Raw genomic sequence first — 25,754 nt, 5'->3', positions numbered from 1 at the left:
CTGCAACGCTTGCAACTAGCGGCTGGCAGGCCGGTCGGGTTTGCGGTCCTTCAGGATATAGGCAAGGCCGAGGCCCGCACCGATCCCGCCGGCGACGCCCTTGATCGCGACGTCCTTGGAGGTGAGGACGGGGACGAACGGCTCCTCGACGCACTTATCGAACCTGTCGTCGTCGCTACGGATGTAGACGACCGAAACCGCCTCGCGCGATTCTTTTACGATCGTCGAGATCCGGCAAAGGTCCTCGTTGATGAGCCGATATTCCTGATAGGTCGCGACCGACGCGGTCTTGGAAGCTGTGCGCGCGGTCGTATCGGTCGACGGCTTGCCGGAGGGGTCGGGGCCGAGCATCAATGCGGCGATCGTTGCGGTGAGGAACATCGTCAGTCTCTCTCAGACAAATTTCCGCGAAACTTTAACCGATCGCACGATCGGTCACAAGCCGCGGGGAAGGGCTCGCCCGTCATTCTAGTGGCGATTGGTTACCCGTTCGTTTCTCCCATTCATTCAGCGCCAGAAGGCGCGCCCGTTCGCTCTTGCCGCCCGTGCGCCGGGCAAAACCGACGATCCGGCCCGCGGCAAGCGACAACCAATGCGCCAGCAGTGCGCGCACATGATCGACCGGCCCACCGATCTCGCCCCACTGCGCCGCGAGCCGCGAGCGTTCGGGCCACAGACGCCGGCGTAATTGCGCGGCAGGGGCGGCACCGATGGAATGGCGGATCTTCGAGGCGCGGACGCGGTCGGGATCGCTCACCATGAGGCTCCATGCCAATGCAATCCCTGGCGCGAGCGTGTCATCAGCCACAATCCCGTCGAAAGCCTGCCGCGAAAGCGCGTCGAGCAGCGCAATGTCGCGTCCGGCGCCATAGCGATCGACGAGAGTTGAAAGGCGGTTCGGGTCGGGCGCACCCTGGCGGTTCAGATAGGCAAAATCGCTGACGGTGAGCGGGCCGTTGTCGAAGCGGTTGCTGCGCGCAGCGTGTAGCGCGAGGTGAAGTCGCTGGTCGGCGAGCGAGGGAACGGGCACCCGGATATCGAGAAGCGCGACCGAACGGACGCCTTCCCAGAAGTGCGGATCGTGCGACGGATCGCGCCCGTCGGCGTGCAGCATGCGCTGATGCAGTTCGACGGCCTGCGTGCCGTCGGGCGAGAGAAGCAGCGGAAGCTGGTGACTGTGCGCCAGCATCGCGAACGGATCGCCGACATTGTCATGATAGGGGGTAAAGCCGCGCTCGATTAGCATCGCGTAGGCGCGTTTGATCGCGGATGTGCCGCGCACAAGTATGTCCATGTCGCGCATCGGCCGCAGGCCGATCTCGGGATAGGCACTGAACGCGAGATCGACGCCCTTGAGCGCGCAATGCTCGATGTCCGCCGACGCGAACGCCCTCGACAGGTCGGCGAGCAATTGCATCTTTCCCATCGCATCGAGGGTCGCGGCACGATGGGCTTCCACGGCTTCCTCCAGCAAATCGGCCGGAGCACCCTCGGCGATTTCCGGAGAGCGGCGGAGCAGGTGCGCCGCCATCGGGAGCAGCCGATGTTTGCGCAGACGGTCGGCAATGACGTCCCAGTCGGTGGGGGCGAGCGGAGCCGAAGGTTGCGCGGCGGGATCGCCGGGAGACATCATCCCGCGGATCCACGCTTCGGCAGGCGTCAGACGGACGGCATCGCTCGGCATGTCTGATCGATAGAAGGCGCACGGATGCTTGGAAAGGGATCGGTCAGCGGCTACGCCTCGAAGAACAGGGGTTTGTTGGGCAAAGGGCTTTTTCATGCGCGTGCTGCTGACCGGCGGGACCGGCTTCATCGGATCGCATACCGCGCTCGCGCTGGCCGAGGCCGGTCACGAGCCGGTCCTGTTCGACAATTTCGCCAATAGCGAGCGATCCATTCCCGATCGCCTCGCACGGATTGCCGGTCGTCAATTCGACATGATCGAGGGCGACGTTCGTGACGAGGCGGCGCTCGCGTCTGCCTTGGAGGGCGCCGACGCCGTCGTCCATTTCGCCGCCCTCAAGTCGGTGGCGGAGTCGGTTCGGTCGCCACTCCACTATCACGACAACAATGTCGGAGGGCTTCTCTCGCTCTTGCGGGCGATGGACGGTGCAGAGGTGCGCCGGATCGTCTTTTCATCGAGCGCGACCGTCTATGGCGATACGCAGTCCCCGCCAATCAAGGAGGATTGTCCGCTCCGCGCCATCAATCCCTATGGAAATACCAAGGTGATGGGCGAAACGCTTCTCGGCGACTTGGTGGCCGCACCCGGAAGCGACTGGGAGATCGCGATCCTGCGTTATTTCAACCCGGTCGGCGCGCATCCGTCGGGCCTTGTCGGCGAGGCACCGACAGCGCGGCCGTCCAATCTCATGCCGCTTCTCGTTCGGGCGGCCATGGGGCGCGGTCAGCTCGATGTTTTCGGAACCGATTATCCGACGCGCGATGGAAGTGCGGTGCGCGACTATCTCCACGTCATGGATCTCGCCGAGGGGCATGTCGCGGCGCTGGACGCGCTCGGCGCAAATCACGCCTTTACGGTGAACCTCGGAACCGGAGCGGGCACGAGCGTCTTCGAGATGATTGCCGCGTTCGAAGAGGCAACAGGCGCTGCCGTACCCTTCCGCACGGCGCCGCGTCGCGAGGGCGATGCTGCGCAAGTCTACGCCAGCGCGGCGAAAGCACGCGATCTTCTTGGCTGGGAAACACGCCGATCCCTTGCGGACATGTGTGTCGATGCCTGGCGCTTTGCGAGGATGGCATGAGCGAGATCCTAAGGCTCGATCCCGAGGTGAACGGGCATCGCGCAAGGCTCCGTCTCGGGCCTCACGACCTCTTTTGGGAAAGCGATGCACCGTTCCAGCCGCAGAACGGCGATTGGACGCTCTTCGCTGCGCTTCCCTATGCGATGCTGCGCGGAGCGAGGCTTCAAATCGATATGCCCGTCTCGCGCGAGGCCGCCTCAAACGCGACTCGCTTTTCCGAATATTTCGCGCAGCGTTTCCCCGGGCATCGCGAGGTATCCATCGAAGCGCGTGCCTTCACCGATCCGCCACCGATCTCGAACGAAGTGGGGATGTGTTACAGCGGAGGCGTGGACGCCTCGTTCGCCCTGCTGGAAGCGCAGCGCCAGCCGATGCTGCGCGAGCCGGATTGGCTCCTGTTTCTCCAGGGCTATGATTACGCGCTTGATGACCGCAATTACCAGGCGGTGCTGGCGCACCTCCGTGTGACGACGGCTCTCCCTGTGCGCTCGGTCCGGACCAACTGGAAACAGTCGGTCGATGCGGAACGGTTCGGTCTTTATCACACGCAGGGTCTTGCCGCGGTTTTGCACCTCTTCGCACCGCAGTTGGCGCAAATCGCTGCCGATTTCACCTTCGAGGAAGACGCGAATGAACTGGCGTACGGGTCGAACGGCACCCTCAATCGCCTGCTTTCGGGGAGTGCGACGAGGATCGAGCCGGTCGGTGAACGCGCCACGAGGGTCGAGAAGGTCGAAGCGCTGGTTCGCAACGGTCGCAGCAAGGACCTGTTCGTCTGCTACCACGTCCGCGAAGGGGCGACCAATTGCGGCCGCTGCAACAAGTGCAAGCGAACGCAGCTCCAGATCGAAGCCGTGGGCGGCGGAGCGTCCGATTATATCCGGGCGCGCTTGAGCGCCGGCGACCTGTGGTCGATCCGCATCGGTGGATTTCTGGAACGACATTTCCTCAAGCAGACGCTGCGACGTACCCCTTGGGATGCGAGGTCGTTGCCGGTGCGCGTCAAGCTCGCAGCGATGAGTGCCTATGCGGCGCTTCGTCGACCCTTCCGGCCGCTCAAGGCGTGGTTGCGGAAATGAACAGCGGGGAAGTCGCCCCTCAACGACCGGCCGCCGCGCCCGCTTTCTCGCTGGCGCATCTCTTCGTCGGCAGCGGAGCGCAGATCGTTGCGCAGGGAATCGCGCTGTTAAGCATGACCGTCGTGGCGAGGCTCTATTCGCCCGCCGAACTCGGTCTTTTCACTTTGTTCAGCACCTTGATGATGTTCCTCGCGCCGCTGGGATCGCTCACGCTGAGCAACGCAATTCTCTTCGCGACCCGGCGCGGCGAGATGTTCTCGCTCGGTCAGGCCTCGTTGCTCGGGACGCTGGCGGTCTCGCTCCTCGTCGTCGTCCTCGGTTCGGTCCTCTCCGCAACGGTGTCGGCGGAGCTGCTCTGGTGGATGCCGCTTTTGCTCGCGTTCGCGCTCATTACCAAGGCACTCAGCTTCTGGGCCAGCCAGAGTGCCATCTGGTTTGCGAGGATCCCCCTGGAGGCGCGCGCCGCGATCCTCGCTGCGGTCGCGACCGCAATGATCAGGATTCTCGGCGGCGCCATCGAGGCGGACGCCTTCTGGCTGATGCTGGCGGCCGGCGTCGGGCCTGCGTTGCTTGCGCTTGTCGTCTGGCAAAATGCCTTTGGCGGCCTGTCGCTTCGACGCGTCTTTCGGTTCGACCGAAACAGGCTGTTGGCGGCGACGTCGCAGCACGCGGATTTTCCGCGATACACCATGCCGGCGATCGCTATCCGCTACGGCGCCCTCGCCCTGGCTCCCTGGTTTCTGTCCGAGCGTTTCGGGCTCGCAGTTTCGGGGCAGTACGGCCTCGCCTTCACCATCATGATGATGCCGCTGGCCCTGCTGACAATCGCTGTCTCGAGAATCATGACTCGTCCTATCGTCAGCGTCTTCGACGCTAATAGGAGCGACGGCGTGCGCATGGTGCTCCGCGCCTCAGGGGGTTTCGGAATCGTTTCGACGCTCGCGGCCGCAGTCCTTTTCTTCACCGTAAACCACATTATACCCATTATTTTCGGGTCTGGGTGGGATCAGGCGGGGCGCTTCGTGATATGTCTGTTGCCCTGGATGATAATGATGTTCATCGAATTGCCGATGCTAATCCTCGTGCCGCGACTGAAACTGCAATCACACGCCGCTCGCCTCGAAATGACTTTCGCGCTTATTCGAATACTCGTCCTATTAGCTGGCGCGAGATTCGCTGGTCCGATAGGAGCGGTCTTGGGCTTCGCGCTAGCCGGTGCAATACAATCATTCATCATGACGACTATCACGGTTCATCGGGCACGATCCAATCGTGCTTCCTCCGCATGAAGCGACTTTCTTTCTGGGCTGGCGGTATAGTCTCTATCTATTGGGCCACCGCCGCAGCGTCGCGCCAATTGAAGTATTGCTCGACTTCATCCTCTTCGTCGCCGACCTCGGCAATCTCAGCAACCTCGGCAACGTGGCGGTCATCCTTGCGCAATACGACTTCCCCCGCGTGGCGCTTCCCGATTATCGCGCTGTCCCGATGATGATCGGGGACACGTTGAAGGACCTCGACAGCATCGCCGCGCAAATGCGTAAGGGAGATGTGGCGACCCTGATCGGCGGAGGCAACATGGGGACGCGCTACCCCAATATCGAACTGTTGCGACGCGCGGTCATCGACACGCTGCACCGATGGCCGCTCATCTGCTTTCCGCAGTCGATCGACCTGGGCGAAGACGCCGATAGCGAAAGCCTCGCCAGGTTCCTCGAACCTTATTGGAAGCATCCCCGACTGGTGCTTTCGCTTCGCGAGCGCTTGTCTTTCGAAAAAGTGGCGCGCCTCTGGCCTCATCACCAACGGTTGATCCATGTCCCCGATATCGTCCTCGGCTGGCCATGCGGCGAGGCCGGGGGTCGGCGCTCGAATGCGGTGGTCAGTTGGCGCGGCGACAGCGAGCGAACCACGCCGGACGCGCTCCGGCAGAGCATCCAGGACGTCCTCCGGTCGAAATTCGGCGCCGTCACCGAGCGCGACACCGAAACGCACCGTCAGCATGACGGCCTGAACGAGGCGGAGAATGCTCTGCGAGAACTTCTCGATCTCTATCGTGGCGCCCGGATCGTTGCCACCGACCGCTTGCATGGCCTGATCCTCGCCTATCGCTGCGGCACGCCGGTCCTCGCGCTCGACAACGTTAATCGTAAGATCAGCGCGAGTGTCGACGATTGGCTTGAAGGGACCGACCGGGTGGCATTGCTCGATGAGGGCGAGTCCATCGACGAGCGGATCGAGGCGCTGATGGACGGTAAAGCCCGTACCCTATTGATGCACGCCGATCCCATCTACGATCCCCTCCGTAAGGCCTTGGAGGCGGGAGCGTCGTGAAAGTCTCGATCATCGTTCCCGTGTATAACGTGGAGGCGTTTCTCGACGCTTGCCTAGCGAGCCTCGAGCAGCAGACCCATCGCGATCTCGAGATCATTCTCGTCGATGACGCGTCGACCGATGGCTCGGCGGCGATCGCGGAGGGCTTCGCGACCCGTTGCCCTCACGGCCGGCTGGTGCAGCACGCGCGCAATCGCGGCCTGTCGGCGGCGCGCAACACCGGAATCGATCATGCGTCGGGCGAACTGGTCGCCTTCGTCGATTCCGACGATGTCGTCGCGCCGCACTTCGCCGAAACGATGGTTGCGCTGCGCGAGATCTCACGCGCGCCCATCATCTCGGTCGACAAGGTCACGTTCGAGGACGGAGAGACGCCGCACTTCGCCGCGCGGTCCCTGCTTCCGCGACACCGAATGCTCCAGCCCGGAGACCCGGAGCGGTTCCGACCGCCTTATTTTGCCTGGCTCAAGGCGATCGACCGTGACTTCCTCGAACAATCGGGCATCCGTTTTCGAGAGGGCGAGCTTTACGAGGATCATCGGTTTCACTGGTTGCTGGCGGCAAGCGAGGCACCGATGGCCTCCGTGGACCGAGCACTTTACGGCTATCGCCTTCGCGAAGGATCGATCACCGCCGATGCAGCGCGGGGGAGGGCGCGGCTCGCCATCTTGCGCGAGTTGGCAGAAACGATCGGCGCCGAGCAGGGCAGGGCCGTCGTCGAGATCGGGGAAGAGGGAATTATCGACGGCCTGGCCTATCTGATGGCCATTACGAAGGCGGCGGACCGAAGCGACTTCCTCGCCTTTGCCGACGGCGAGATCGCAGCGATCGCCGCGCGCAGCCCGGCTTTCCGTCCGCGCACACGACGACAGAAGCTCGTCTGGCACGGCCTGCGATCGGGCATTGCCGGACACTCGGCATTGCGGCTCGCGCTCGCCCTTCGCGATCGGCTCGGAAAGGCAGGCGCGCGATGAGCAAGCCCGTCCGCATCCTCCAACTCAGCGGTCGCATGAAACGCGCCGGCGCCGAGACCTTCCTGATGAACGTCTATCGCGGGATCGACCGATCGCGTTTCCAGTTCGATTTCGTCGGTTTCGAAGAGGGCGATGGCGACTTTGACGCGGAGATACGATCGCTCGGCGGTCGGATCATTCGACTGCCCGCCGACGGGTTCGCGCGGCGCCTGGCGATGCTCGATCGCTTTCTCGCCACTTCGCCAGCCTATGCGATCGCGCATGCCCATCTGGGTCTCAGCAGCGCATGGCTGCTCGCGGTGTGCGCTCGGCACGGGGTCGATCATCGCTGGATGCACAGTCACAGCCAGTCCTTCGGACCCACGATCGCGCGCACGCCCTATCGGATGCTCTCGCGCGCAGTCGCCCGCAAGGTCATCACGCGTCGGCTGGCGTGTACGCAAGGCGCCGCGCGAGCGATGTTCGCCACGGCAGCGGGGGCCGAGATTCTGCCCAATGCGGTGGATCTCCAGCGCTTCAGGCCCGCGTCGAGGATCCGCAAACGCATCCGGCGCGACTTCCAGATTGCCGGCAGCGACATTCTGGTGCTGCATGTCGGGCGGCTCGAAACGGTCAAGAACCACGAGTTCACGCTCGCGCTCGGCGCTGCCGTCGAAGCCGGGGAACGGATCAGGATCATGACCGTCGGTACCGGCCCGCGCGAGGGCTGGCTGGTCGGCGAGATCGCAGCGCGGGGGCTTGGCGGCACGATCGTACATGCAGGCGCCCGCGACGATGTCGCCGATCTCATGCGGGCCGCCGACGCCATGATATTGCCTTCACACCATGAGGGCTTTCCGCTCGTTCTCGTCGAAGCACAGGCGGCGGGCCTGCCGACGATCGTCTCCGAGGCGGTCGATCCCGAGGTCAATCTCGGTCTCGGTCTCGTCGACAGAATGGCCCCGCGCGATCCCGAGCGATGGCTGGAGGCGATCCGGGGCGTCGGCACGCGCCCCGTGCCCGATTTCGCCGCGCGCGTCGCGAGGTTGGAGGCGCTCGGTTTCGACGCGAAAGGCGCGGCGCGCCGCTACGAGGCCCTGATCGAACAAGAGATTGGCGGGATAGGGCGCTGATGGAAACCTTCTACATCACCTACGATGGGATCATCTGGGGCGGGTTGGTGGTCGCGCTCCTCGCAGCGACGGTCAACGCGCTCGCCGCCGACGATCCGCACACCGGGATCGCACCTGCCACCGGGGGTTTCTTTCTCGTCAGTGTACTCACGCTTCTTTATGGCCTTCGGCCTGTTCACGCCCACTATATCGACATGCTCACCTACGAGCGGGCCTTCCGCCGTTACGCGCGAGGCGGCAACGAGAGCAGCTTCACCGACCCGCTCTTCGACCGGATGTACCATTTCGCGGCGAGCATCATTTCGGTCGAACTGTTCTTCTTCCTCGTCGCCATCGTCTACATCGTCGGGCGGGCCATCGGGGCGAAGATGCTGGTCGGGCCGCGCTGGCCGCTTCTCCTAGCGACGATGGCATCTTCGTTCCATTTCTACGCGCACGGCACCAATGTCATCCGTGCCGGGATGGCGGGCTCGTTCGCGCTGATCGCGATCGCATCGTCGAAATGGTGGAAGAAAATCCTGCTGTTCCTGGTCGCGGCCGGAATCCATCTGTCGATGCTTCTTCCGATGGCGGCCCATCTTGCCGCGACCCGAATCCGCGACCTCAGGATCCCGCTCGCCTTCTGGTTCCTCTGCATTCCCGCGTCGCTCTTTCTGCCGACAGAAGCGCTTTCCGGGTTTGCAGAACGGTTCGGAGAGACGCGCGGCGAATATTTCCTCGAGGATGGCGAGTTTCAGCGCCGTTACCGTTTCGACTTCATTCTCTACAGTAGCGCCGCGGTTGCGGCGATCTGCGGATGGAAGTGGATCGCGAAGTATGAGGACGAGCGCTACGAACTGATCGCGAAAACCTACCTCCTCGCGAACGGTGCCTGGATCCTCGTCAACGACGTCGCTTTCTCCGACCGTTTTGCCTATCTGTCGTGGTTCCTGATCGAAATCGTCTTTCTCTATCCGCTGCTGACCAGGCCGCGACTGGCGCGAACCTATGCCTGGCCGGCGGCGCTCGCGATCATCGTCGCCAACGTGGCCCTCGGGATCGTGGCCTTGGGCCCGGTGTCGCCATGAGCAATGCGCGCCTCGTCACGATCGGCTTGCCCTTCATGGATCCGGGCGACTGTCTTGCCGAGGCGGTGCGGTCGGTGTTCGCGCAGACGCATGCCGACTGGGAACTGATCCTCATCGACGACGGCTCCACCGACCAAAGTCTCGAGCGCGTCCGATCGATCGACGATCCGCGCGTGCAGGTGATTTCTGACGGTGCGAACAAGGGCCTTGCGGCGCGCCTCAACCAGATTGCCGATCTGGCGCGGGGCGAGATTATTTGCCGGATGGATGCCGACGACCTCATGATGCCCGATCGCCTTGCCCGGCAATTGGCGGTGCTCGACGGCTTGCCCGAGGTCGATGTCCTCGCGACCGGCAATTTTTCGATCGACGACGAAGGCGCCTTGGTCGGCCTTCGGGACCGGCTCCATGTTGAATTCGATGTCCTCGGGCTGCTGTCGGGAAGCCAGGGCCTATTACACCCCACCTGCATGTTTCGCCGCGACTGGGCGCTGCGGCACCGATACGATCCCGCAAGGCGACGCGCACAGGATCTCGACCTCTGGGTGCGGGCGGTATCCGCGGGAGACTTTCGCGCCCGAGTGATACCCGACCTGCTCTACATCTATCGTGATGATCGCAGCATCTCGGGCGCAAAACTCCGGGCGGCGTACCGGGTCCAACAGCGGTTGGTTTCCAGACACGCGCCCGCGCGCGAACGCGCAGGCCTGCTCGCGCGGCTGGCTGTGAAGACCGCCCTGAGCCCGTTGACAGCATTCGCCTCCTACCGACGTTTCCTTCGCGACCGGCGCAAGACCCGCCTGCCGACCCCGGCCGAGCGAGCCACCTTCATGAAAGCGATGCGAACGATCGAGCGCACGTCGGTGCCGGGGTGGGACCGATGAAGGGACTGCCGCGCATCGCCGTCATCGCAACCGCACCATTCGTCGTGCGGGCGCACCTCGTCCCGCACCTGCGCGCGTTGACGTCGCTCGGGCAGGTCACGCTCTTCTGCAACACCGTACCTGGCGAACTGGACGACGTGCTTCCAGACGGCGTTCAGACCGTGCCGGTGGCGCTCCGCCGCCCGATCGCGCCCCTCGCCGACGTACGTGCGTTGCGGGAGCTGACGCGAAAGCTGCGACAGGGCGGGTACGACGTCGTCCAGACCTTCCTTCCCAAGAGCGGCCTCCTCGGACAGGTCGCGGCCCGAAGGTCCGGGGTTCCGGTGCGGCTGCACCACTTCGGGGGGCAGGTATGGTTCACCCGGTCGGGCGCGATGCGCCGACTTCTCAAAACAATGGACAAGCTGATGGCGCGCAACGCCACGGCGGTAAGCTGCGATGGTCCGTCGCAACGGGCGTTCATCGCCGCCCAGGGCATCCATCCAGACGCCCGCTATTTCGGGCCGAAGGGCTCGCTCAGAGGCGTCGATACCGGGCGCTTCGCACCGGACGCCGCTGCGCGTGCGGATATCCGGGCGCGCCTGTCTCTTGAAGAGGACGCGATGGTCATCGGTTATTGCGGTCGCCTCAATGCCGACAAGGGCGTTCCCGAACTGCTGCGGGCTTTTGCGACCCTGGCGAAGGACCGCGACCATCTACACCTCTTGCTCGTCGGTCCGGATGAAGACGAGATTTCTGGCGACGTCGCGGCGCTCGATCCGGCGATCCGCAGGCGCGTGCATCTGTCCGGACTGGTGATCGATCCGGCCCGCTGGATGGCGGCGTTCGATATCGCGGCGCATCCTTCGCACCGCGAGGGCTTCGGGTTGGTAGCGATCGAGGCAAATGCCTGCGGGGTTCCCGTGGTCGCTTCGCGGATCGTCGGTCTCGAAGATGCCATCGAGGGAGGCGAGGGCGGCGCGTTCCACGAGGCCGGCGATGTCGAAGGGCTCGTCGATGCGCTCGCCCCTTTCATCGATGATGACGTCTACCGCAAAGAACAGGGCGAGCGCGGTCGGGCACGCGCGAAGCGTCTATTCGACGAGGCGCTCATCGTCGGAGACTATTGCGCGTTCCTCACGCAAGCGGCAGCTTCCCGAGGCGTCAGGCTTGGCGATTGACGTCGGAAACCTCGGTTTCCGCGCGCGTCCGGTCGCCCGCGCCGCTGCCGCGCACGGTGGCCAGTAGCAACTTCACGTCTAAAGCCAGGCCGCGGAGCGCGAGATAGCGCCGTTCCCAATCGACGAGGCGCTCGGGGTCGCTCATGTCGATGTGATGGACCTGCGCATAGCCGGTGATGCCGGGCTTGATCGCGAAGACGCCCGCTGCACGGCGACGGCTTACCAGTTCATCCTGTGTCGGCAGGCACGGGCGGGGGCCGACGAGCGCGATTTGGCCGAGCAGCAGGTTCCATGCCTGCGGCAGCTCGTCGAGCTTGGTGCGACGCAGAAAATGGCCAAGCCGGGTCACGGCACTGCGACCCACTTCATGACTCGGAAGATCGCCGACGGCCGTCCGCATCGTGCGCAGCTTCAGGAGCGTGAACGGGCGCTCGTGCTGCCCGACGCGCTTCTGCAAAAAGAAGGGATTGCCGCGGCTATCGAAGCGGACGGCAAGCGCGAGCAGGAGGATGACCCAGCCAAGGAGAAGCAGGATCGCGGCCCCCGCTGCGCGATCGGCGACGGCGGAGAGCGTTCGATAGGCAAGTGGTGCCGTCCGGGCGCAAACGGGCATGACCGCATCGCTGGCGGTGCTGTCCGAATCGATCGCATCGTGGACGAGATCGACGACGTCATCGACGAAGACGACCGGTTTGAGCGAAGCCGCAAGCGTCCATGCGCGGCCTGCGAGGGAGGACGGGCTTTCGAAGACGATTTTGGGGAGGGTGATGACCCGAAGAGCGCTGGAAGGGTGACGAGACAGAGCGTCGACGGCGCGTCGTTTGGTCTCGGCATAGGCGCTATGATCGGTAAGATCGAGCGCGTGGGTCGACGACAGTTGGACGGAGATCATGCCCGACGCGGCGGCTGCGTCGGCCAGTCTGACCGCGAGGCGATGGTTGACCGCGTCGAACGCTTCGGCGTGGGCCTCGACGTCCGTGTTGACGACGGCGAGGTTGACGAGCGCCCGTGCCGGCCCAAGACCGTCGAGCGCATCATAGGTCACGGCCTCATGTCCGGGAAAAAGCCGTGCGAGCCTTTCCACGTCGCGGCCGAGCACGACAACCTCATATCCACGGTTGCGCAGCGCGGGTACCAACGCGCGGCCCAGCCGCCCGCTGGCCCCCGCGACGATCACGCGGCGTTCGATGTCAGGCGACATCTCTAGGGCGCACGCGCTCGCCATAACCAGGCACGAGGTCCGACAGGATCGCGAGGACGGCCCCATCGTCGTTTCGCGCGAAAGCATCTTCGAGCCCGGCCAGCGCCTTTTCCATCTTGGGCCAGTCGAGCCCGCGTTCGCGCGCCTTGACGATCCGGTCGTGCCGCGTCGGTTCCGCCGAAGCGTCGATGAGCAGTTCCTCGAACAGCTTTTCACCGGGCCGCAGCCCTGTCTCGATGATCTCGATATCGCCCTCGGGGTGGGCGGCGTTGCGGACCGATCGGCCTGCCAGTTCGATCATCGTATGGGCGAGGTCGCCGATGCGCACCGGGTCGCCCATGTCGAGTAGATAGATCTCGCCGTTCGTCCCCATCGAACCGGCCTGCACGACCAGCGAGGCGGCCTCGGGGATGGTCATGAAGTAACGGGTGACGTCCGCATGGGTCAGCGTGACGGGGCCTCCTTGGGCGATCTGCCGTTCGAATTTCGGTACGACCGAACCGGACGAACCGAGGACGTTGCCGAACCGTACGGCGTTGAGTTTGACGGCGCTGCCGGCGGCCGCGCGCGACTGGAGAATGAGTTCGCAAACCCGCTTGGAGGCGCCCATCACGTTAGTCGGGCGCACCGCCTTGTCGGTGCTTACAAGCGTCATTGCGCCGACACCGTGATCTTCGCACGCCGCCAGCACGTTTCGCGTCGAGCGAATGTTGTTGGCGGTGCCCGCAACGACATTATGTTCGACGAGCGGGACATGTTTGTAGGCGGCGGCATGGAAGACACGGTCGGGCGCGGTTTCGACGAAGAGTCGATCGGTCGATTTGGGATCGGTCAGGTCGAGCAGGCGGGTTTCGATGCTGACGCCATAGCCATGAGTCGCCTCGGTCTCGCGCAATTCCTGGTCGATCCGGTAGAGATTATATTCGCCATTGTCGGCAAGGATCAGGACCGCGGGCCGTTCGGTGAGGATCAGGCGGCAAAGTTCGCTGCCGATCGATCCTCCCGCGCCCGTCACGAGGACGCGGCTGTCGTGGATGGGCGCGAGCAGTTCGGGGAGCGGCTCGACCGGATCGCGTCCGAGCAGATCCTCGATCGCGATCGGCTTGAGGTCCGAGAGCTCGATCTCGCCCGAAACGATGTCGCTGACAACGGGGAGTTCCTTGATCGTCAGCGAAGCGTCGATCTTCGCGATCCGCTCGACGAGGCGGAGGCGCCTCGGCCGTTGCATCGATCGCGCGGCGAGAAAAAGGTTTTCGATCGGTTGCTCGACGAGCAGGCGCTCGAGCTCGGAATCGTTGAAGATCGGGATCGTGCCGATGTGCCGTCCGCCATGCTTGTCGTCCGGATCGACGACACCGACGAGGATGAACCCCGGTTCTCGGCGGATGGCCTCGGCAAGCTGCATCGCCGTCTGGCCGGTGCCGTACACGAGCACCTCCCGGCGCTCGAAGCCGGCGTGGGGATTGCCCGAGATCGAACGCAACAAAAGAAAGCTCACGACGACCCGATTCACGATCAGGAAGATCATGAAGACCATGGGCTGGATCACTGCCAGCGTTCGGGGGATGCCGACGAACTGCGCGGACAGGAGAACGAACGTCATCACCGCCGAGGTCAGGAGAATGGCGAAGCCGATACGCTCCATCCCGTCCCAGCCGAAATAGCGCAGCATGATCTTGTAGACGTCCTGCAGCCAGGCGAAGGCGAACCAGCAGGTAAGTGCGAGCGCGACGAGGATCGCGAAGGCGGAGACTTCGAGATAGGGATCGCCGATACGCAGATAGAAAGCGACGAACGTCGAGAGGATGCAGGCCAGGACATCGGCCGTGATGATCATCGCGAGCCGGACGTTGCCCGGGAGCGCGATCAGCCTAGCGGGAAACTTGCGAACGGATTCAGGAACGAGCGAGGGAACGGTACGGCGATTTCCCATCATCCTCGACCATAGCCATATTGCTCGCCGTAGCCATAGCCATAGCCGTAACCATAGCCATCACGCCGCGCGTCGAACTTGGTGATGAGCGCGCCCACGATGCGCGCATCGACAGCGACAAGACGCTTGATCGCGCTTCGTGCGGTCCGCGCAGGAGTTCTGTTGGATTCGATGACGAATACCGTGCCTTGGACCACGCGCGCGAGGAGCGGCGCATCGGCGAGGCCGAGAACCGGCGGCCCGTCTACGATCACATAGTCGAACAGGCCGAGCATCTCGTCGATCACTTCACCAAACCGGCCTGAAGACAAGAGCTGCGCGGGATTGGGGGGCGGGGTGCCGGTAAACATCAAGGTCAGGTTATCTGCCTCGGCTGCGTGCAGGACGTCTTTCGCGGCAACCCGGCCGCGCAGCAAGTCGGACAGCCCGCGATCGAGCGGGTAGCCGAAATGGCTGTGAATCGAGGGTGACCGTAGATCGGCATCGACGAGCAGGACGCGGGCTCCGGTGGACGCGAGATCGCGCGCCAGTGAGAGCGATGTCGTCGTCTTGCCTTCGTACTGGCGGCTCGATGTCACCAGCGTGGAGCGCGGCATTCCGTGCTCGGTCTGGAACTTGAGCGCCGTCAGCGCGGAAAAATAGGATTCGGACAAAGCGAGCCGCTGGACCGCGGGAACGCTCTTGCGCGAGCGATCCTCGATCTTGGGCGTCTGCCCGATCAGCGGCAGCCCGAGCTTGGCACCGATGTCGTCGGGGGTGAGCCGCGATCGACGAACCTGGTCGAGCAGGAAGACGAGGCCTGCGGCGATGGCCATGCCAAGCGCCAAAGACACCGTCAGGATCAGTGACAGACCTGCGCCCGACGGGCCGCCCGGCGGCATCGCCCGGTCGACGATGGAGACGCGGTTGGCGCTCGAAGCCCCGGCGACGCCCACCGCCTTGAAGCGCTCGAGAAGCCCGTCGTAGAGCTGGCGCTGCGTGTCGATATCGCGCTGGATGATGTTGAGGCCGATTTCCTCGCTCTGTTCGCCCAAGAGGTCCGACTTGGCGGCGGCAACCTGCGCGCGCAGCGAGGATTCGGCGCGCTGTGCCTCGCGATAGGAATCGCGCATCCTGCTGCTGACGCCGCTGTTCACGAAGGCCTGCTCGCGCGCGATGGAATTATCGAGATCGCTGATTTGCGCACGCAGCGCCGCGACGGCGGGGTATTCGGGTCCGAAATCCGATTCCAGCTTGCCGAGTTCGGCGGCGAGCAGCGCCCGATCTTTGCGCAACGTGCCGATCGCACCGTTCTGTAGCGAAACGCTCGCGGCCTCGCCTCCGCCATTCGCGCGGAGCTGCGCTTCGGCAGCGATGCGCCGTGCGGTGGCCTCTGCGAGCGCGGTGTTGAGGCTGGTCAGCGTGTCGGCGCGAACCGAGCCCGAGCGGCCGACCGCACTCTGAACGGTCGAGACGAGTCCGCGTTCGCGTGCGTAGGTCGCCGCCTCGCGCTCCGACTCTTCCAGTTTGACTCGCGCCTCTTCGAGCCGCTCCGACAAGAAGGCACGGATCGACTGCGTTGCCTCGAAGCGCTGCTCGAGATCCATATCGACATATTGCTCGGCCAGCGCGTTGGCGATCCGCGCGGCGCGCTCGGGGTCCATCGCGGCATATTGCAGGTCGACGATGCGAGAGTCCGCGACGGGCGAAACGGATGTTCCGCCGCGGACACGTTCGACGGCGGCATTGTAGCGCTGTTCTCCAGTCCAGGTGGAGAGTGTCGCGCGCGCCTCTTCGTCATCGCCGACAAGGAAATCCGTATCTTCATCGAGCGCCAAGGCATCGACCACCTTCTCCGCGAGGCGCCGGCTCTTGAGGAGCTCATACTGCGTTTCGAAGAATTCATAATCGAAAACGGTGTCGGCGGTCGTCCCGGTATCGATCGTCACATCACCCACCGGCGCGCGGTCGATCTGGATACGGGCGGTGGCGACATAGGGCCGCACCATCGTCTTCGAATAATAAAAGCCCAGCAACAACGCGCCTGCCATGATGGCGAGGATCAGCCAACGGTGCCGCCACACCATGCTCCACAGGTCGAGCAACGGGGAGGACAGCGCAGCGTCTCCGCCGGGCGGTGCATCGATCCGCAGGGGAAGCGTCGGTCCGACGCCGCGGCCCGATCCGCCGGGCCGCAATGGGGTGGGGAGAGTGTTCACGCGCCGCTGTCCCTTTCTACAGAATCGGGATGAACTGGCCGAGCGACGGGAGCTGGCGCGCGTCGCGAAGGAAGCGCCGCATCCCGCTCTCGCCGACGACGATGATGTCGTTTCCGAAGACGGTGGGGTCGGGAGTTCGTCCCGCGCGGATCTCGTTGAGATCGAACATGGCCGCCATTTTCTGTCCGCCGACCGTTCGGAAGATCACGACCTTGTCGGGATCGGCGAGGTCCGTAACCCCTGAAGCGGTCGCGATGGCGCGCTGCAGCGTCATGCGTCCGACGACGGGATAGTTTCCGGGACGCTGGACCGCGCCGTCGATCGTGACGATCCGCGCGCGCGCCTCGGTGATATTCACCGAAACCTGCGGGTTCTTGACGTACCGTCCGCGAAGCTTGTCAGCGATGGCGGCGGCCATTTCGTCGGTTGTCATCCCCGCGGCGGCGACATTGCCGATCAGCGGCATCAGGAAATTGCCGGCCTGGTCGACCTGTCCGGAGGCCGCCAGTTCGTCGGCGTTGAAGACGGTGACCGCAAGCTCGTCCGAGGGGCCGATGCGGTAGTCGATCAGTTCGACGGTCTGTTCCTCGAGCGTCGGGTCCGGCAGCGCCTCCTGCACCGACACGGCTTGCGCATTGCGGTCGAGCGAAGGCGTCGATGCACAGGCCGAGAGCAACGACATGGCGAGCATAAGCGGTACGATCCGCATCATCCGAGCAACCCCATCCCCAAAATCCCATTCGTTAGCGTGAGCTAGCACGGGATGGTTAACGATTCCTAACCCTGAATTCGCATCGCGGATCGGTTTTCCAGGCATGGTTAACGGAGGCGCGCCTCGATTTCCCATCGGCGCGGCACGTCGTTCGCGGAGAAGCGGATTTGCAGCGACTGGCTGAGGCAGGAACGCGCCCCTTCCGGGATCTTCAGACGCAATGTCCGGCTTCCGTTAGCGGGGACCGTGTCGGTAGCCTCGATGCGCTGCTCCCCGCATCCGACCGAGACCGAAACCTCGCCGCCGCCTCGGCTCGACGTGAACCCGAGTTCGACCACATCGAAAGGTGTCAGGCGGGGTACGAAACGACCGATCGAAACGGGTTCGTCGTTGGGTGAAATCGCGACGAAGAGTCGCGTCTCCGATTGCATCGAGGGTCGCAGCTTCACGAGGTCGGCATCGCTCGCGGTCCAGTCGAAGGGCGTGGCGCCGATCGCGTCGATACCGCCGGGATAGGGCGACAGATCGAACGGCGCGCGCTCCGGATAGACACTCGTATATGTAACGGCGGCATCGTCGAATAATTGCTGGCGGTGGAGCTGGTGAAGGAAGGGAGCGACGATCCGAGGTGGGACGTCACCGCCCTCCGCGAGAATGGAAAGGAGGCGCGCAAATCCGAGCACTTCGAAGTCGCGCAAGGGATTGGGGACGGGGAGCGAACTCACGAGCAGTCGATCGCGCGGAGTCTCGTTGACAAGGCGTCGCATGAACGTCGGATCGTTGGCTTGGAGGGCGAGCGCGGCGGCGACCGCTTCCGCGCGCTCATCCCGCAGGCGGAAAAGCGCGGAGAGCGCGCGCGCACCTTCGTCCGACCGACGCGAATCGACCGCGCGGAGGGCGCGCTCGAGAAGACTTGCCCGCTCGCGAAGGCCGAGCCGCGCGAGCGTTTCCCATTGCGCCTCGGTCGTTCCCGGACCGATCGTTTCGAGCGCGAGGTAGAAGGCCGGCGGGTGCAGCGGCGCGGCCGCGACCGCCCGGCGCGCGGTCGGCAAGGCCTCCTGACGCGTCAGCATGATCTCGGGGCCGGATCGGATTTTTTCCGCTGCGCGTTGCACCAGCGCGCGTGAATGATGGGGATCGAGACGGAGGGCCTCGTTGAGATCGCCGCGCTGGTAGGCCGCTTCCGCACCAAGCGCACGATGGGCAAGGCTCGCCGTCCAGCAGCACAGCAGAATCAGGGGAATCCCGATCCACGCATTCGGTCTGCCGCCGGGTCGGTCCGGACGGACGAGCGCGAAGGCGAGCGCAACGGCGGCGATGGCTGCGATCGACAGGGTACGAACGGGATAATCGAGCAGCGAATGCGCCGCGACGACCGCAAGCATCAGCGTGACGAGTGAAAGCGGCACACGCGCGTCCGCTCTTTGCCGGAGCAGACGACGCGCGATCGCCCATGCCGCGGTCGCCAGCCAAAGCGTGAGGCACAGAAGCCCCAGCCATCCGCTTTCCACGAGAATCTGCAGCGGTTCGTTGTGCGCGTGATTGAGGTAGACGTCGTCGACGAGATCCAATGGCAGCTGCACCGCCGCGGCATCGGCGAACGTACCGAGCCCCGAGCCCAGCCCCCCGACACCCGGCGCCCAGCGGATGATTTCGCCATAAGCTGCAAGACGTCCACCGGCGATCGGCGAACCGGGCGCGGAGCCTGCACCCCATATCACTGCCGCGACGACACCGAATGCGAGAAGAGCGGCCGGGACGGCATAGAGCGCGACCCGCCGATTTCGACCGATCAAACCGCGTCGCGAAGCGCCTTCGAACCGTGGCTTGGGCATCAACCACAGGGCTGCGGCGAGGGAAATGATGTAGAAGAGAGCACCGGCCAGCGAGCCTGCGCGCACGCATCCGACACCGGTGACGATGGCAATCGCTCCCAGCACTGCCCACTTTTTCGGCTCTGTCGGTGAACGCCGCCGCGACACCCAGCCGGCACCCGCGAGAAGGCCCAAAGCCATGAGCAAACCTTGGTGATTGGGATTGGCGAGCAGCCCGCCGCGCGGATCGCCTGCGGGCCCGAGCGCTGACAGACCGGCCAGCGCTGCGATCGCCGATGCGCAAGCGGCCAGCGCGACCGCGAGCAAGGCGAATCGCCGCTCGCGAACCGAGCAGCCGAGCGCACCCAGAAGGACCGCCAGCGGCATTCCGATGCTCGAGAGGACGCGGGCGGTCGACGATGCGTCAAGGCTCGCGGTGGGGTGGGGCGCCGGCAATCCGATCGATTGCCGGACATCGTTTGCCAGTCGATGCCAGTCGCTGGCCCAGATCGATGGCGTGAGCAGCTGCAATGCGGCGAGAAGCAGGATCAGTGCAAAGGGCGCCATCGCGAGCCAGCCGCCCCTTGCCATCCTTCGCCGGTCGACCAGATGCAGTCCGATGAACAGGGCGCAAAAGCACCAGCCCGCGACCGCCAGCACCATATTGGCGCGGCCGGTCCCCACGCTGGCTCCGCCGAGACAGATCACGACGAAGAGAAGGGCGGGGAACCACCGTTCCTCCAGCAATGTCCGCCAACGGATCATGCGCCACCTATGCCGCGATGGTCATCCCGCGCAAAGGGTCAATGCGAAGCCTTTGCGCGGCTTGCAGCGAAAGTCGTCATTGCAAATAAGGAAAAGTGGTGGACGCACTAGGGCTCGAACCTAGGACCCGCTGATTAAGAGTTGCGCAGAAGTGGGTCGTCCGCGGGTGACGGAGGGCAACCTGCCACTGCATGTCGCGCCGGGCGGTCAACTTGGGGGGATGGAGGTTGCCCGCCGGTAGCGATTTTCCGGTGCTTGCGTCGGTGCTTCCCTACTTCCAGAAATCATGTTCTCGTACCTACCTCAAAGTCGCCGATCTTTCCGAGCATCTCGCGGGAAAACGATCCTGGAAGATCTCCTGCGGCGGCGGCCGGTCCAAATCGGGGGAACAGAGTGATGCCACCTTGGCGTTCGATTTTCGCAATGGTGACTAGACCACCCACCTCAGAAAAACCTTCTTCTTTAATAACTGCTCGTAGAGCCTTTGTGGGATTGTAGTCGACACTCAGCGCAAAACCTTTTCGGCACATTTCGCGCAATTCGGCCTTCCTGTTGCCCAGCAAGAACATGCGCTTCTCTGCGCTGAATTCGCACTTGTGATACTGGCCCTGCTTTTGGCTCCAAAGGAGTAGATGCCAAACTTGGGCACCCCCGTGAGGATCTTGTGGACAGGTGCCTGTTAAAAACGCCTCGAAGGATGCTTGGGCCTCTCTGGCGAAATGACTTCCGATGAGAGTTACGAATTTTACAAAATCTTCCATCGTTGGATATTCTGAATAGAATTCTCCAGTCGATCCAGCCAACGCTGACATGATCAAGCCGTAGGTCATGTTTGCGGGGAGCGTGTTTCCCGCATACGCAAAACCCAATTCGCCGTTGTAGACGGGTACCGACCCCGGCCCATCTTCATGTCTCCGGTACAGGGTATAGGGGACTGGCAAGATTTTTGGAGCAACGTCCGTCAAAATTTGTCGCCCGTTTTGGAATTTATCGGAAGGAGAACTGATCCGGCTATCAGCCGCGATCCAGAGGCCCCCATTAAAATATCTTTGGCTGCCTGAGACGAGGTCATCCTTTTCGAGGTCTAGCCAAACAATTACGCTCGTCATTCTCTAGAGCTCCGAAAAGGCTTCACTTGACCCAGATGGATCACGCCCAGAAGCACATTTTCATGGTCCGCGACCACTAAATTTTGCGACAAGTAGATGCCCCTGAGCCGCGCCGGTGTGCGGCAATTCAGGGAGAAAACAAATGCCGACACTCAATCTTACCGAAGCCCGCATCCGCAATTTGGAGCTGGGTTCGGGTATCCACCGCGACGAGCAGGTCAGAGGCCTAATGGTCATCTGCCACAAGTCGACGAAGAGCTACGCCGTTCAGGGCGATGTTCGGCGCAACGGGCGCCACGTCCGCACCGTTCGTAAGAAGATCGACCGGGTCGACCGGATCGGGCTTCGCGAGGCTCGCAACAAAGCGCGGTCGCTGATGAGCCAGATACAGTCTGGCATCGATCCGACCGCCGGACCCGACGAGAGCGGCATCACGCTCGCCGACGCGCTCAAGGTCCACATTGGCGAGAAGGAGTTCAGCCCGCGCACGGTCGAGGGCTACGAGTACCATCTCGACAAGTATCTGACCCGCTTCCGCAACCGGGCGGTGGCCGACATCTCGCGTCAGGAGGTCCGTGAGCTATTCGACGGGCTTAAGGCGAGGAACGGCGAGACGACGGCCGCCGCGGTGATGAGGACGCTCCGTGCGGCCATCAACACGGCGATGCGCGTCGACGAAACGATCCCCGGCAACCCGGTGGCCGCGCTGCGCGTCCCGACGACCAAGAAGCGACAAGTCCCGCCGCTCGACCTCGGCGCGTGGTGGGGCGAGGTGAACGAGCTTGCGCCGATCCGCCGCGACCTCCACATGGCGACGCTGCTGACAGGCGCCCGCCGGTCGACGATCGCGCAGATCAGGCGCGCTGACGTCGACGTCGAGCGCCGGATCGTGCGCTTCCGCCACATGAAGACGGGCGGCGAGATGCTGTTCCCGGTCGGCCACCGGCTGGCCCTGGCGCTCGACATGAGGATGATCGCCGACGAGCCGCTCGGCAGCCGCTGGCTGTGGCCGTCGTCGCACAGCAAGGTCGGCCACGTCGTCGAGCCGAGGGCGCCGGGCCTGCCGAGCCCGCACGCCTACCGCCACCACGCCAGGACGCTGATGATCGCGAGCGGCGTGCCCTACGCCGAGAGCGCGCTACTGCTAGGCCAGAAGCTGCCGGGCGCATCGGGCGGGTACGTCCATGCCGAGCACCTGGTCGAGCACCTGCGAAAGCACGCCCAAGCGTTCGAGGACCATGTCTTCGCTACCATCGGCGAATCCGTGGCGACCGACTAGGGAGCTGTCGAGGGGAGGGCGGGCGTCAGCGCCCGCACTCCCTCGCCGTCAGCCCGCCGTTGTCCCATCGGCCGACGTAGACGGCTTGGCGGCGGTCGAGCTGCCAACAGGCGAGATTCGTCCGGCCGGCGTAGGCCACGACGATCTTGCGGCCGTACCGGTCGACGCTGACGACTCGGTAGGTGAACCTGCCGACGCGCATTCCCTGTTGTAGCGACCGCTTCGACGCCTCGGGGTCGCCGGGAGCGCAGACCCGCCACTTCGGACACCGATATTCGGGCGCGTCGATGCCGAGCTGGCGCAGCTTCTCCTCGCCGCAGTTGACGCTGTCGCCGTCGACGACATACGGGGCAGGGCAGTCCGCGATCATGCGTCGACGCCTATCACAGCTGCTCCCAAGGCTCATCGTTCGAATTTCGCGAAACGTTGATACCTCCGGGGGTCGCTGGGGGATAATCCAAGTCGCAGAGAAAGATGTGACAGCGAGGGCGCCTACCGATTTTGTCGGGGGCTTCACTAGCGGCGACTGACGCGCTCCCTCCAAGGCCAGAAGCCTGGTCAGTCATCCACCTGAACCCACCCGCGGGTCACAAGTCTGCGGGCGATGAGGAGTCATGTGCATGACGTACGATCTTTCGCTGATGGTCGAGGACGCGGTAAAGCGCGCGCTCGACACCCATAAGCCCACGCCCTGGTACAACAATCAGGCGGCGGCAGAGTATCTGAAATGTACCCCCGGCACCCTGAAGACCTGGCGGTCGAGGGGCGAGGGACCCCGCTACCAAGTTATCCAGAACCGTCTCGTCCGCTATCACGTGGACGACCTCGACGCGTTTGTGCGCGGGGAGGCGAACCGATGACCGACAAAATGGAAGGAGGCGGGCGCGCCGTCTTGGCCGGCGCGCCCGCAGGAGAAGCGAAGCGACTGGTAAGCTCCGTTAAAAAACTGGATGCGCCGGTCACCGCCGGAAGGGCACCCATGTTCGAAACCTCCTCGCTCGAAGCCTACCGCGCGAGCGGTATGGAGCTGATCGCGCTGCACGGTCACGAAGCAATCGGTCCGAAGGGCCAGCGGCTCGGCAAGGTACCCCGCAAGGGGTGGCGGACGTCGGCGGCGCTGACCGTCGACGAGGCGGTCGAGGCGATGGAAGCGGGTACGAACGTCGGAATGCGGCTGCGTCCGACCGACTTGGTCGTCGATGTCGACCCGCGCAACTTCGCTGAGGGCGATAACCCGCTGCCCCGTCTGGCTCACGCAATCGAGATCGACCTGGACAACTACCCGCGTGTAGTGACCGGATCGGGCGGCTTGCACATCTACATGGCGCTGCCCGAAGGGTTTAGCGGCGTGGAGACGGTCGAGGGCTTCGACGGGATCGAGTTTAAGCAGCACGGCCGCCAGGTGGTCGCTGCCGGTTCGATCCATCCCGAGACTGGCAGGCCCTACGCATGGTGGGACGATCCCTTGGGGGTCGAGATCGGCGACGGTGCCCCCATGGCGCCGGGCAAGCTCCTGACGCTCCTGGAGCGTAAGCAGGCGAGCAAGTCGGTCGAGGCTGGCGACGTGACGCCCGAGCAGCTGGACGAGATGCTGGAGGCGCTCGACCCGACCGCCTTCAAGGATCACACCAAGTGGCTCGAACTCATGATGGCCTGCCATCACGCCACCGGCGGCAACGGGCGCGACGAGTTCGTCGCCTGGTCAACCGCGGACCCCGAGTACGCCGACGACGCGTGGGTCATCGGTCGTCGGTGGGACAGCCTCCACGCCGACGGCGAGGGGCGGCGCGTAACGCAAGCCACACTGTTCAAGGAGCTGGTGAGGGCCGACCGCCACGACCTGCTGCCGAGGAACAGCGCCGCCGACGACTTCGAGGGTGTGGAGGTCGAGGACAAATCAGCCATGGCCGAGAAGTCTGATCGACCGTGGTGGGAAGAATGGGTGTGGATCGCGACCATCGAGCGCTTCGTGCGCCGCAGCGACCTCGCCAAGTTCAACGAGAAGCAGTTCAAGTCGCTCCACCAGCATTTGTGGCCGGACGGGGACATCTGCGCGGCGGTGTGGAAGGGCAAGTTACCCGTCGAGCGCTTCGAGAGCTTGGCATACATCCCGAGCGAGGCCGAGGTGATCGCGAAGGGGCCGTGGGCGGGTTGCTACAACCTGTGGCGGCCGAGCGGCGTCGCGCCCAAGCCGGGCGACGTCAGCGCGTTCGTCGAGCACATGGCCTACCTGTTCCCGAACGAGAGGGAGCGTGAGCATGTCCTCGACTATCTTTCGATGCTCGTCAGTGACCAGTTCGTGAAGATCCACTTCGCGCTTCTGATCCAAGGCAAGCCGGGTACGGGCAAGAGCTTCTTGGCAAAGCTTGTACGGGCGATGATCGGCGAGGCCAACGTCGCGACGCCCCAGAGTTGCGAGGTGGTCGAGAAGTACACCGGCTGGCAGGAGGGGGTGCAGCTCGCAGTCCTCGAGGAGTTGATGGCCTTGGGGCGCAAGGAAGTGTCCAACACGCTCAAGCCGGTCATCACCGACGACTTCCTACGCATCAGGCTGATGCACACGAACGTCTACAGCACGCCGAACTTCCTGAATCTGCTCTGCATCACCAACCACCGTGACGCGCTGCCGATCGAGGCGGGCGACCGCCGGTGGCTGGTCGTCTTCTCGGACAGCGAGCCGAGGGACGAGGCGTACTACGACCGGCTGTTCGGCCTCCTCAAGGGCGACGGCCCCGCAGCGATCAAGCACTTCCTCCAGAGCCGGAAGGTCGGGCTGAACCCGAAGGGCGTGGCACCCGTCACGCGCGGTAAGGCGGAGATGCAGAAGCTTTCGCTGTCAGAGCCAGAGCAGTATCTTTCCGACCTCCTAAACGACGGGGCCGGGCCGTTCGAGTTTGACCTGGTGCGCACCTCTGACCTGGTCGAAGCACTCCCAAAGCGGCTCCAGTCGTACCGTGGGCTCCAGAACAAGCTGGGTTCCTGGCTTCGCGACGTCGTGGGGGCCGTCGACCACTCGCGCTACAAGAAGACGGATGGCAGCGGTCGCAAGGCGTGGAGGTTGTGGTCGATCCGCAACCATGAGGCGTGGGAAGAGGCCGGTCCGGCTGCACGCTTCGACGCCTATGTGGAGGCCGTGGTGTCCGCCTAGTGCGGGCATAGGGACAGGGGTAGACCGCCGGTAGACCACCGTCGGCGGTCTACCTGTCGTCCTTAGATTTCTAATGTTTTTCTGGCAGGTAGACCGCCGTAGACTTACCCTTTTGATATTATGGGATGAACGGAGTGAAGGGGATCAACCCTTGGTCACGACGAGCGGAAAACGCTCAGGAAGATGACAAAGAGGCGGTCTACCGTGTCTGCCCTCCACC

Annotated in this window: 21 protein-coding genes; 12 read left to right on the top strand and 9 right to left on the bottom strand. The window is 64.1% G+C overall.

From position 1 onward, the window contains the following. Window positions 1–15: 15 nt before the first annotated feature. Window positions 16–381, bottom strand: coding sequence for a hypothetical protein (locus WJS89_RS02905; protein WP_346339424.1), 366 nt, complete (start codon window positions 379–381; stop codon window positions 16–18). An 82-nt stretch (window positions 382–463) separates the two neighbouring features. After that, window positions 464–1,684, bottom strand: coding sequence for a nucleotidyltransferase family protein (locus WJS89_RS02900; protein WP_346339423.1), 1,221 nt, complete (start codon window positions 1,682–1,684; stop codon window positions 464–466). A 94-nt stretch (window positions 1,685–1,778) separates the two neighbouring features. Between WJS89_RS02900 and galE the strand changes: the two genes are divergently transcribed. The 9 genes from galE (at window position 1,779) to WJS89_RS02855 (ending at window position 11,375) form a co-directional block, all read left to right on the top strand. Further along, window positions 1,779–2,765 (top strand): UDP-glucose 4-epimerase GalE, encoded by a 987-nt coding sequence (gene galE, locus WJS89_RS02895; protein WP_346339422.1) that lies wholly within the window; start codon window positions 1,779–1,781, stop codon window positions 2,763–2,765. Continuing rightward, complete coding sequence (locus WJS89_RS02890) at window positions 2,762–3,844, top strand: hypothetical protein (RefSeq protein WP_346339421.1); 1,083 nt, start codon at window positions 2,762–2,764, stop codon at window positions 3,842–3,844. Before galE ends, WJS89_RS02890 begins: the two co-directional genes overlap by 4 nt. Next, window positions 3,841–5,133 carry a lipopolysaccharide biosynthesis protein gene (locus WJS89_RS02885; protein WP_346339420.1) on the top strand — a complete coding sequence of 431 codons (1,293 nt, stop codon included), beginning with the start codon at window positions 3,841–3,843 and terminating at the stop codon, window positions 5,131–5,133. Before WJS89_RS02890 ends, WJS89_RS02885 begins: the two co-directional genes overlap by 4 nt. 76 nt (window positions 5,134–5,209) lie before the next feature. Next, window positions 5,210–6,178, top strand: a complete 969-nt coding sequence (locus WJS89_RS02880; RefSeq protein WP_346339419.1) for a polysaccharide pyruvyl transferase family protein — start codon at window positions 5,210–5,212, stop codon at window positions 6,176–6,178. Further along, on the top strand, window positions 6,175–7,152 hold the full coding sequence (locus tag WJS89_RS02875) for a glycosyltransferase family 2 protein (protein ID WP_346339418.1): 978 nt from the start codon (window positions 6,175–6,177) through the stop codon (window positions 7,150–7,152). Before WJS89_RS02880 ends, WJS89_RS02875 begins: the two co-directional genes overlap by 4 nt. Continuing rightward, the gene (locus tag WJS89_RS02870) at window positions 7,149–8,264 is read left to right on the top strand and encodes a glycosyltransferase (RefSeq protein WP_346339417.1); all 1,116 of its coding nucleotides are present in this window, start codon (window positions 7,149–7,151) and stop codon (window positions 8,262–8,264) included. The genes WJS89_RS02875 and WJS89_RS02870 overlap by 4 nt, the downstream gene beginning before the upstream one ends. Continuing rightward, window positions 8,264–9,331, top strand: a complete 1,068-nt coding sequence (locus tag WJS89_RS02865) for an EpsG family protein (RefSeq protein WP_346339416.1) — start codon at window positions 8,264–8,266, stop codon at window positions 9,329–9,331. Before WJS89_RS02870 ends, WJS89_RS02865 begins: the two co-directional genes overlap by 1 nt. Next, window positions 9,328–10,215: a glycosyltransferase family 2 protein gene (locus WJS89_RS02860; RefSeq protein ID WP_346339415.1), complete on the top strand. Its 888-nt coding sequence runs from the start codon at window positions 9,328–9,330 to the stop codon at window positions 10,213–10,215. Before WJS89_RS02865 ends, WJS89_RS02860 begins: the two co-directional genes overlap by 4 nt. Next, window positions 10,212–11,375, top strand: a complete 1,164-nt coding sequence (locus tag WJS89_RS02855; protein ID WP_346339414.1) for a glycosyltransferase — start codon at window positions 10,212–10,214, stop codon at window positions 11,373–11,375. Before WJS89_RS02860 ends, WJS89_RS02855 begins: the two co-directional genes overlap by 4 nt. On the opposite strand, the gene WJS89_RS02850 is transcribed toward WJS89_RS02855, so the two are convergent. From WJS89_RS02850 to WJS89_RS02825, 6 genes are all read right to left on the bottom strand, one after another. Next, window positions 11,359–12,576 carry a sugar transferase gene (locus WJS89_RS02850; RefSeq protein WP_346339413.1) on the bottom strand — a complete coding sequence of 406 codons (1,218 nt, stop codon included), beginning with the start codon at window positions 12,574–12,576 and terminating at the stop codon, window positions 11,359–11,361. The genes WJS89_RS02855 and WJS89_RS02850 overlap by 17 nt on opposite strands. Next, window positions 12,566–14,512 carry a polysaccharide biosynthesis protein gene (locus tag WJS89_RS02845; RefSeq protein ID WP_346339412.1) on the bottom strand — a complete coding sequence of 649 codons (1,947 nt, stop codon included), beginning with the start codon at window positions 14,510–14,512 and terminating at the stop codon, window positions 12,566–12,568. Before WJS89_RS02845 ends, WJS89_RS02850 begins: the two co-directional genes overlap by 11 nt. Next, window positions 14,509–16,707: a GumC family protein gene (locus tag WJS89_RS02840; RefSeq protein ID WP_346339411.1), complete on the bottom strand. Its 2,199-nt coding sequence runs from the start codon at window positions 16,705–16,707 to the stop codon at window positions 14,509–14,511. The genes WJS89_RS02845 and WJS89_RS02840 overlap by 4 nt, the downstream gene beginning before the upstream one ends. Window positions 16,708–16,723: 16 nt before the next feature. Beyond that, the gene (locus WJS89_RS02835; RefSeq protein ID WP_346339410.1) at window positions 16,724–17,419 is read right to left on the bottom strand and encodes a polysaccharide biosynthesis/export family protein; all 696 of its coding nucleotides are present in this window, start codon (window positions 17,417–17,419) and stop codon (window positions 16,724–16,726) included. Between the two features lie 107 nt (window positions 17,420–17,526). Beyond that, the gene (locus tag WJS89_RS02830; protein ID WP_346339409.1) at window positions 17,527–19,998 is read right to left on the bottom strand and encodes an O-antigen ligase family protein; all 2,472 of its coding nucleotides are present in this window, start codon (window positions 19,996–19,998) and stop codon (window positions 17,527–17,529) included. Window positions 19,999–20,282: 284 nt separating this feature from the next. Beyond that, window positions 20,283–21,107 (bottom strand): hypothetical protein, encoded by an 825-nt coding sequence (locus WJS89_RS02825; protein WP_346339408.1) that lies wholly within the window; start codon window positions 21,105–21,107, stop codon window positions 20,283–20,285. A gap of 142 nt (window positions 21,108–21,249) precedes the next feature. Between WJS89_RS02825 and WJS89_RS02820 the strand changes: the two genes are divergently transcribed. After that, window positions 21,250–22,386, top strand: coding sequence for a site-specific integrase (locus WJS89_RS02820; protein ID WP_346339407.1), 1,137 nt, complete (start codon window positions 21,250–21,252; stop codon window positions 22,384–22,386). A 25-nt stretch (window positions 22,387–22,411) separates the two neighbouring features. On the opposite strand, the gene WJS89_RS02815 is transcribed toward WJS89_RS02820, so the two are convergent. Next, window positions 22,412–22,756 (bottom strand): thermonuclease family protein, encoded by a 345-nt coding sequence (locus tag WJS89_RS02815; protein WP_346339406.1) that lies wholly within the window; start codon window positions 22,754–22,756, stop codon window positions 22,412–22,414. A gap of 250 nt (window positions 22,757–23,006) precedes the next feature. Between WJS89_RS02815 and WJS89_RS02810 the strand changes: the two genes are divergently transcribed. Both WJS89_RS02810 and WJS89_RS02805 read left to right on the top strand, forming a co-directional pair. Beyond that, window positions 23,007–23,246 carry a helix-turn-helix domain-containing protein gene (locus WJS89_RS02810; protein ID WP_346339405.1) on the top strand — a complete coding sequence of 80 codons (240 nt, stop codon included), beginning with the start codon at window positions 23,007–23,009 and terminating at the stop codon, window positions 23,244–23,246. After that, window positions 23,243–25,534, top strand: a complete 2,292-nt coding sequence (locus tag WJS89_RS02805) for a DUF5906 domain-containing protein (RefSeq protein ID WP_346339404.1) — start codon at window positions 23,243–23,245, stop codon at window positions 25,532–25,534. The genes WJS89_RS02810 and WJS89_RS02805 overlap by 4 nt, the downstream gene beginning before the upstream one ends. The last annotated feature ends 220 nt before the right edge of the window (window positions 25,535–25,754 follow it).

Source organism: Sphingomicrobium aquimarinum, assembly GCF_039655735.1.
GTDB classification, from domain to species: domain Bacteria; phylum Pseudomonadota; class Alphaproteobacteria; order Sphingomonadales; family Sphingomonadaceae; genus Sphingomicrobium; species Sphingomicrobium aquimarinum.
The sequence above is the reverse complement of the archived record's forward strand: the minus strand, read 5'-3'. Positions and strand labels throughout refer to the sequence as shown.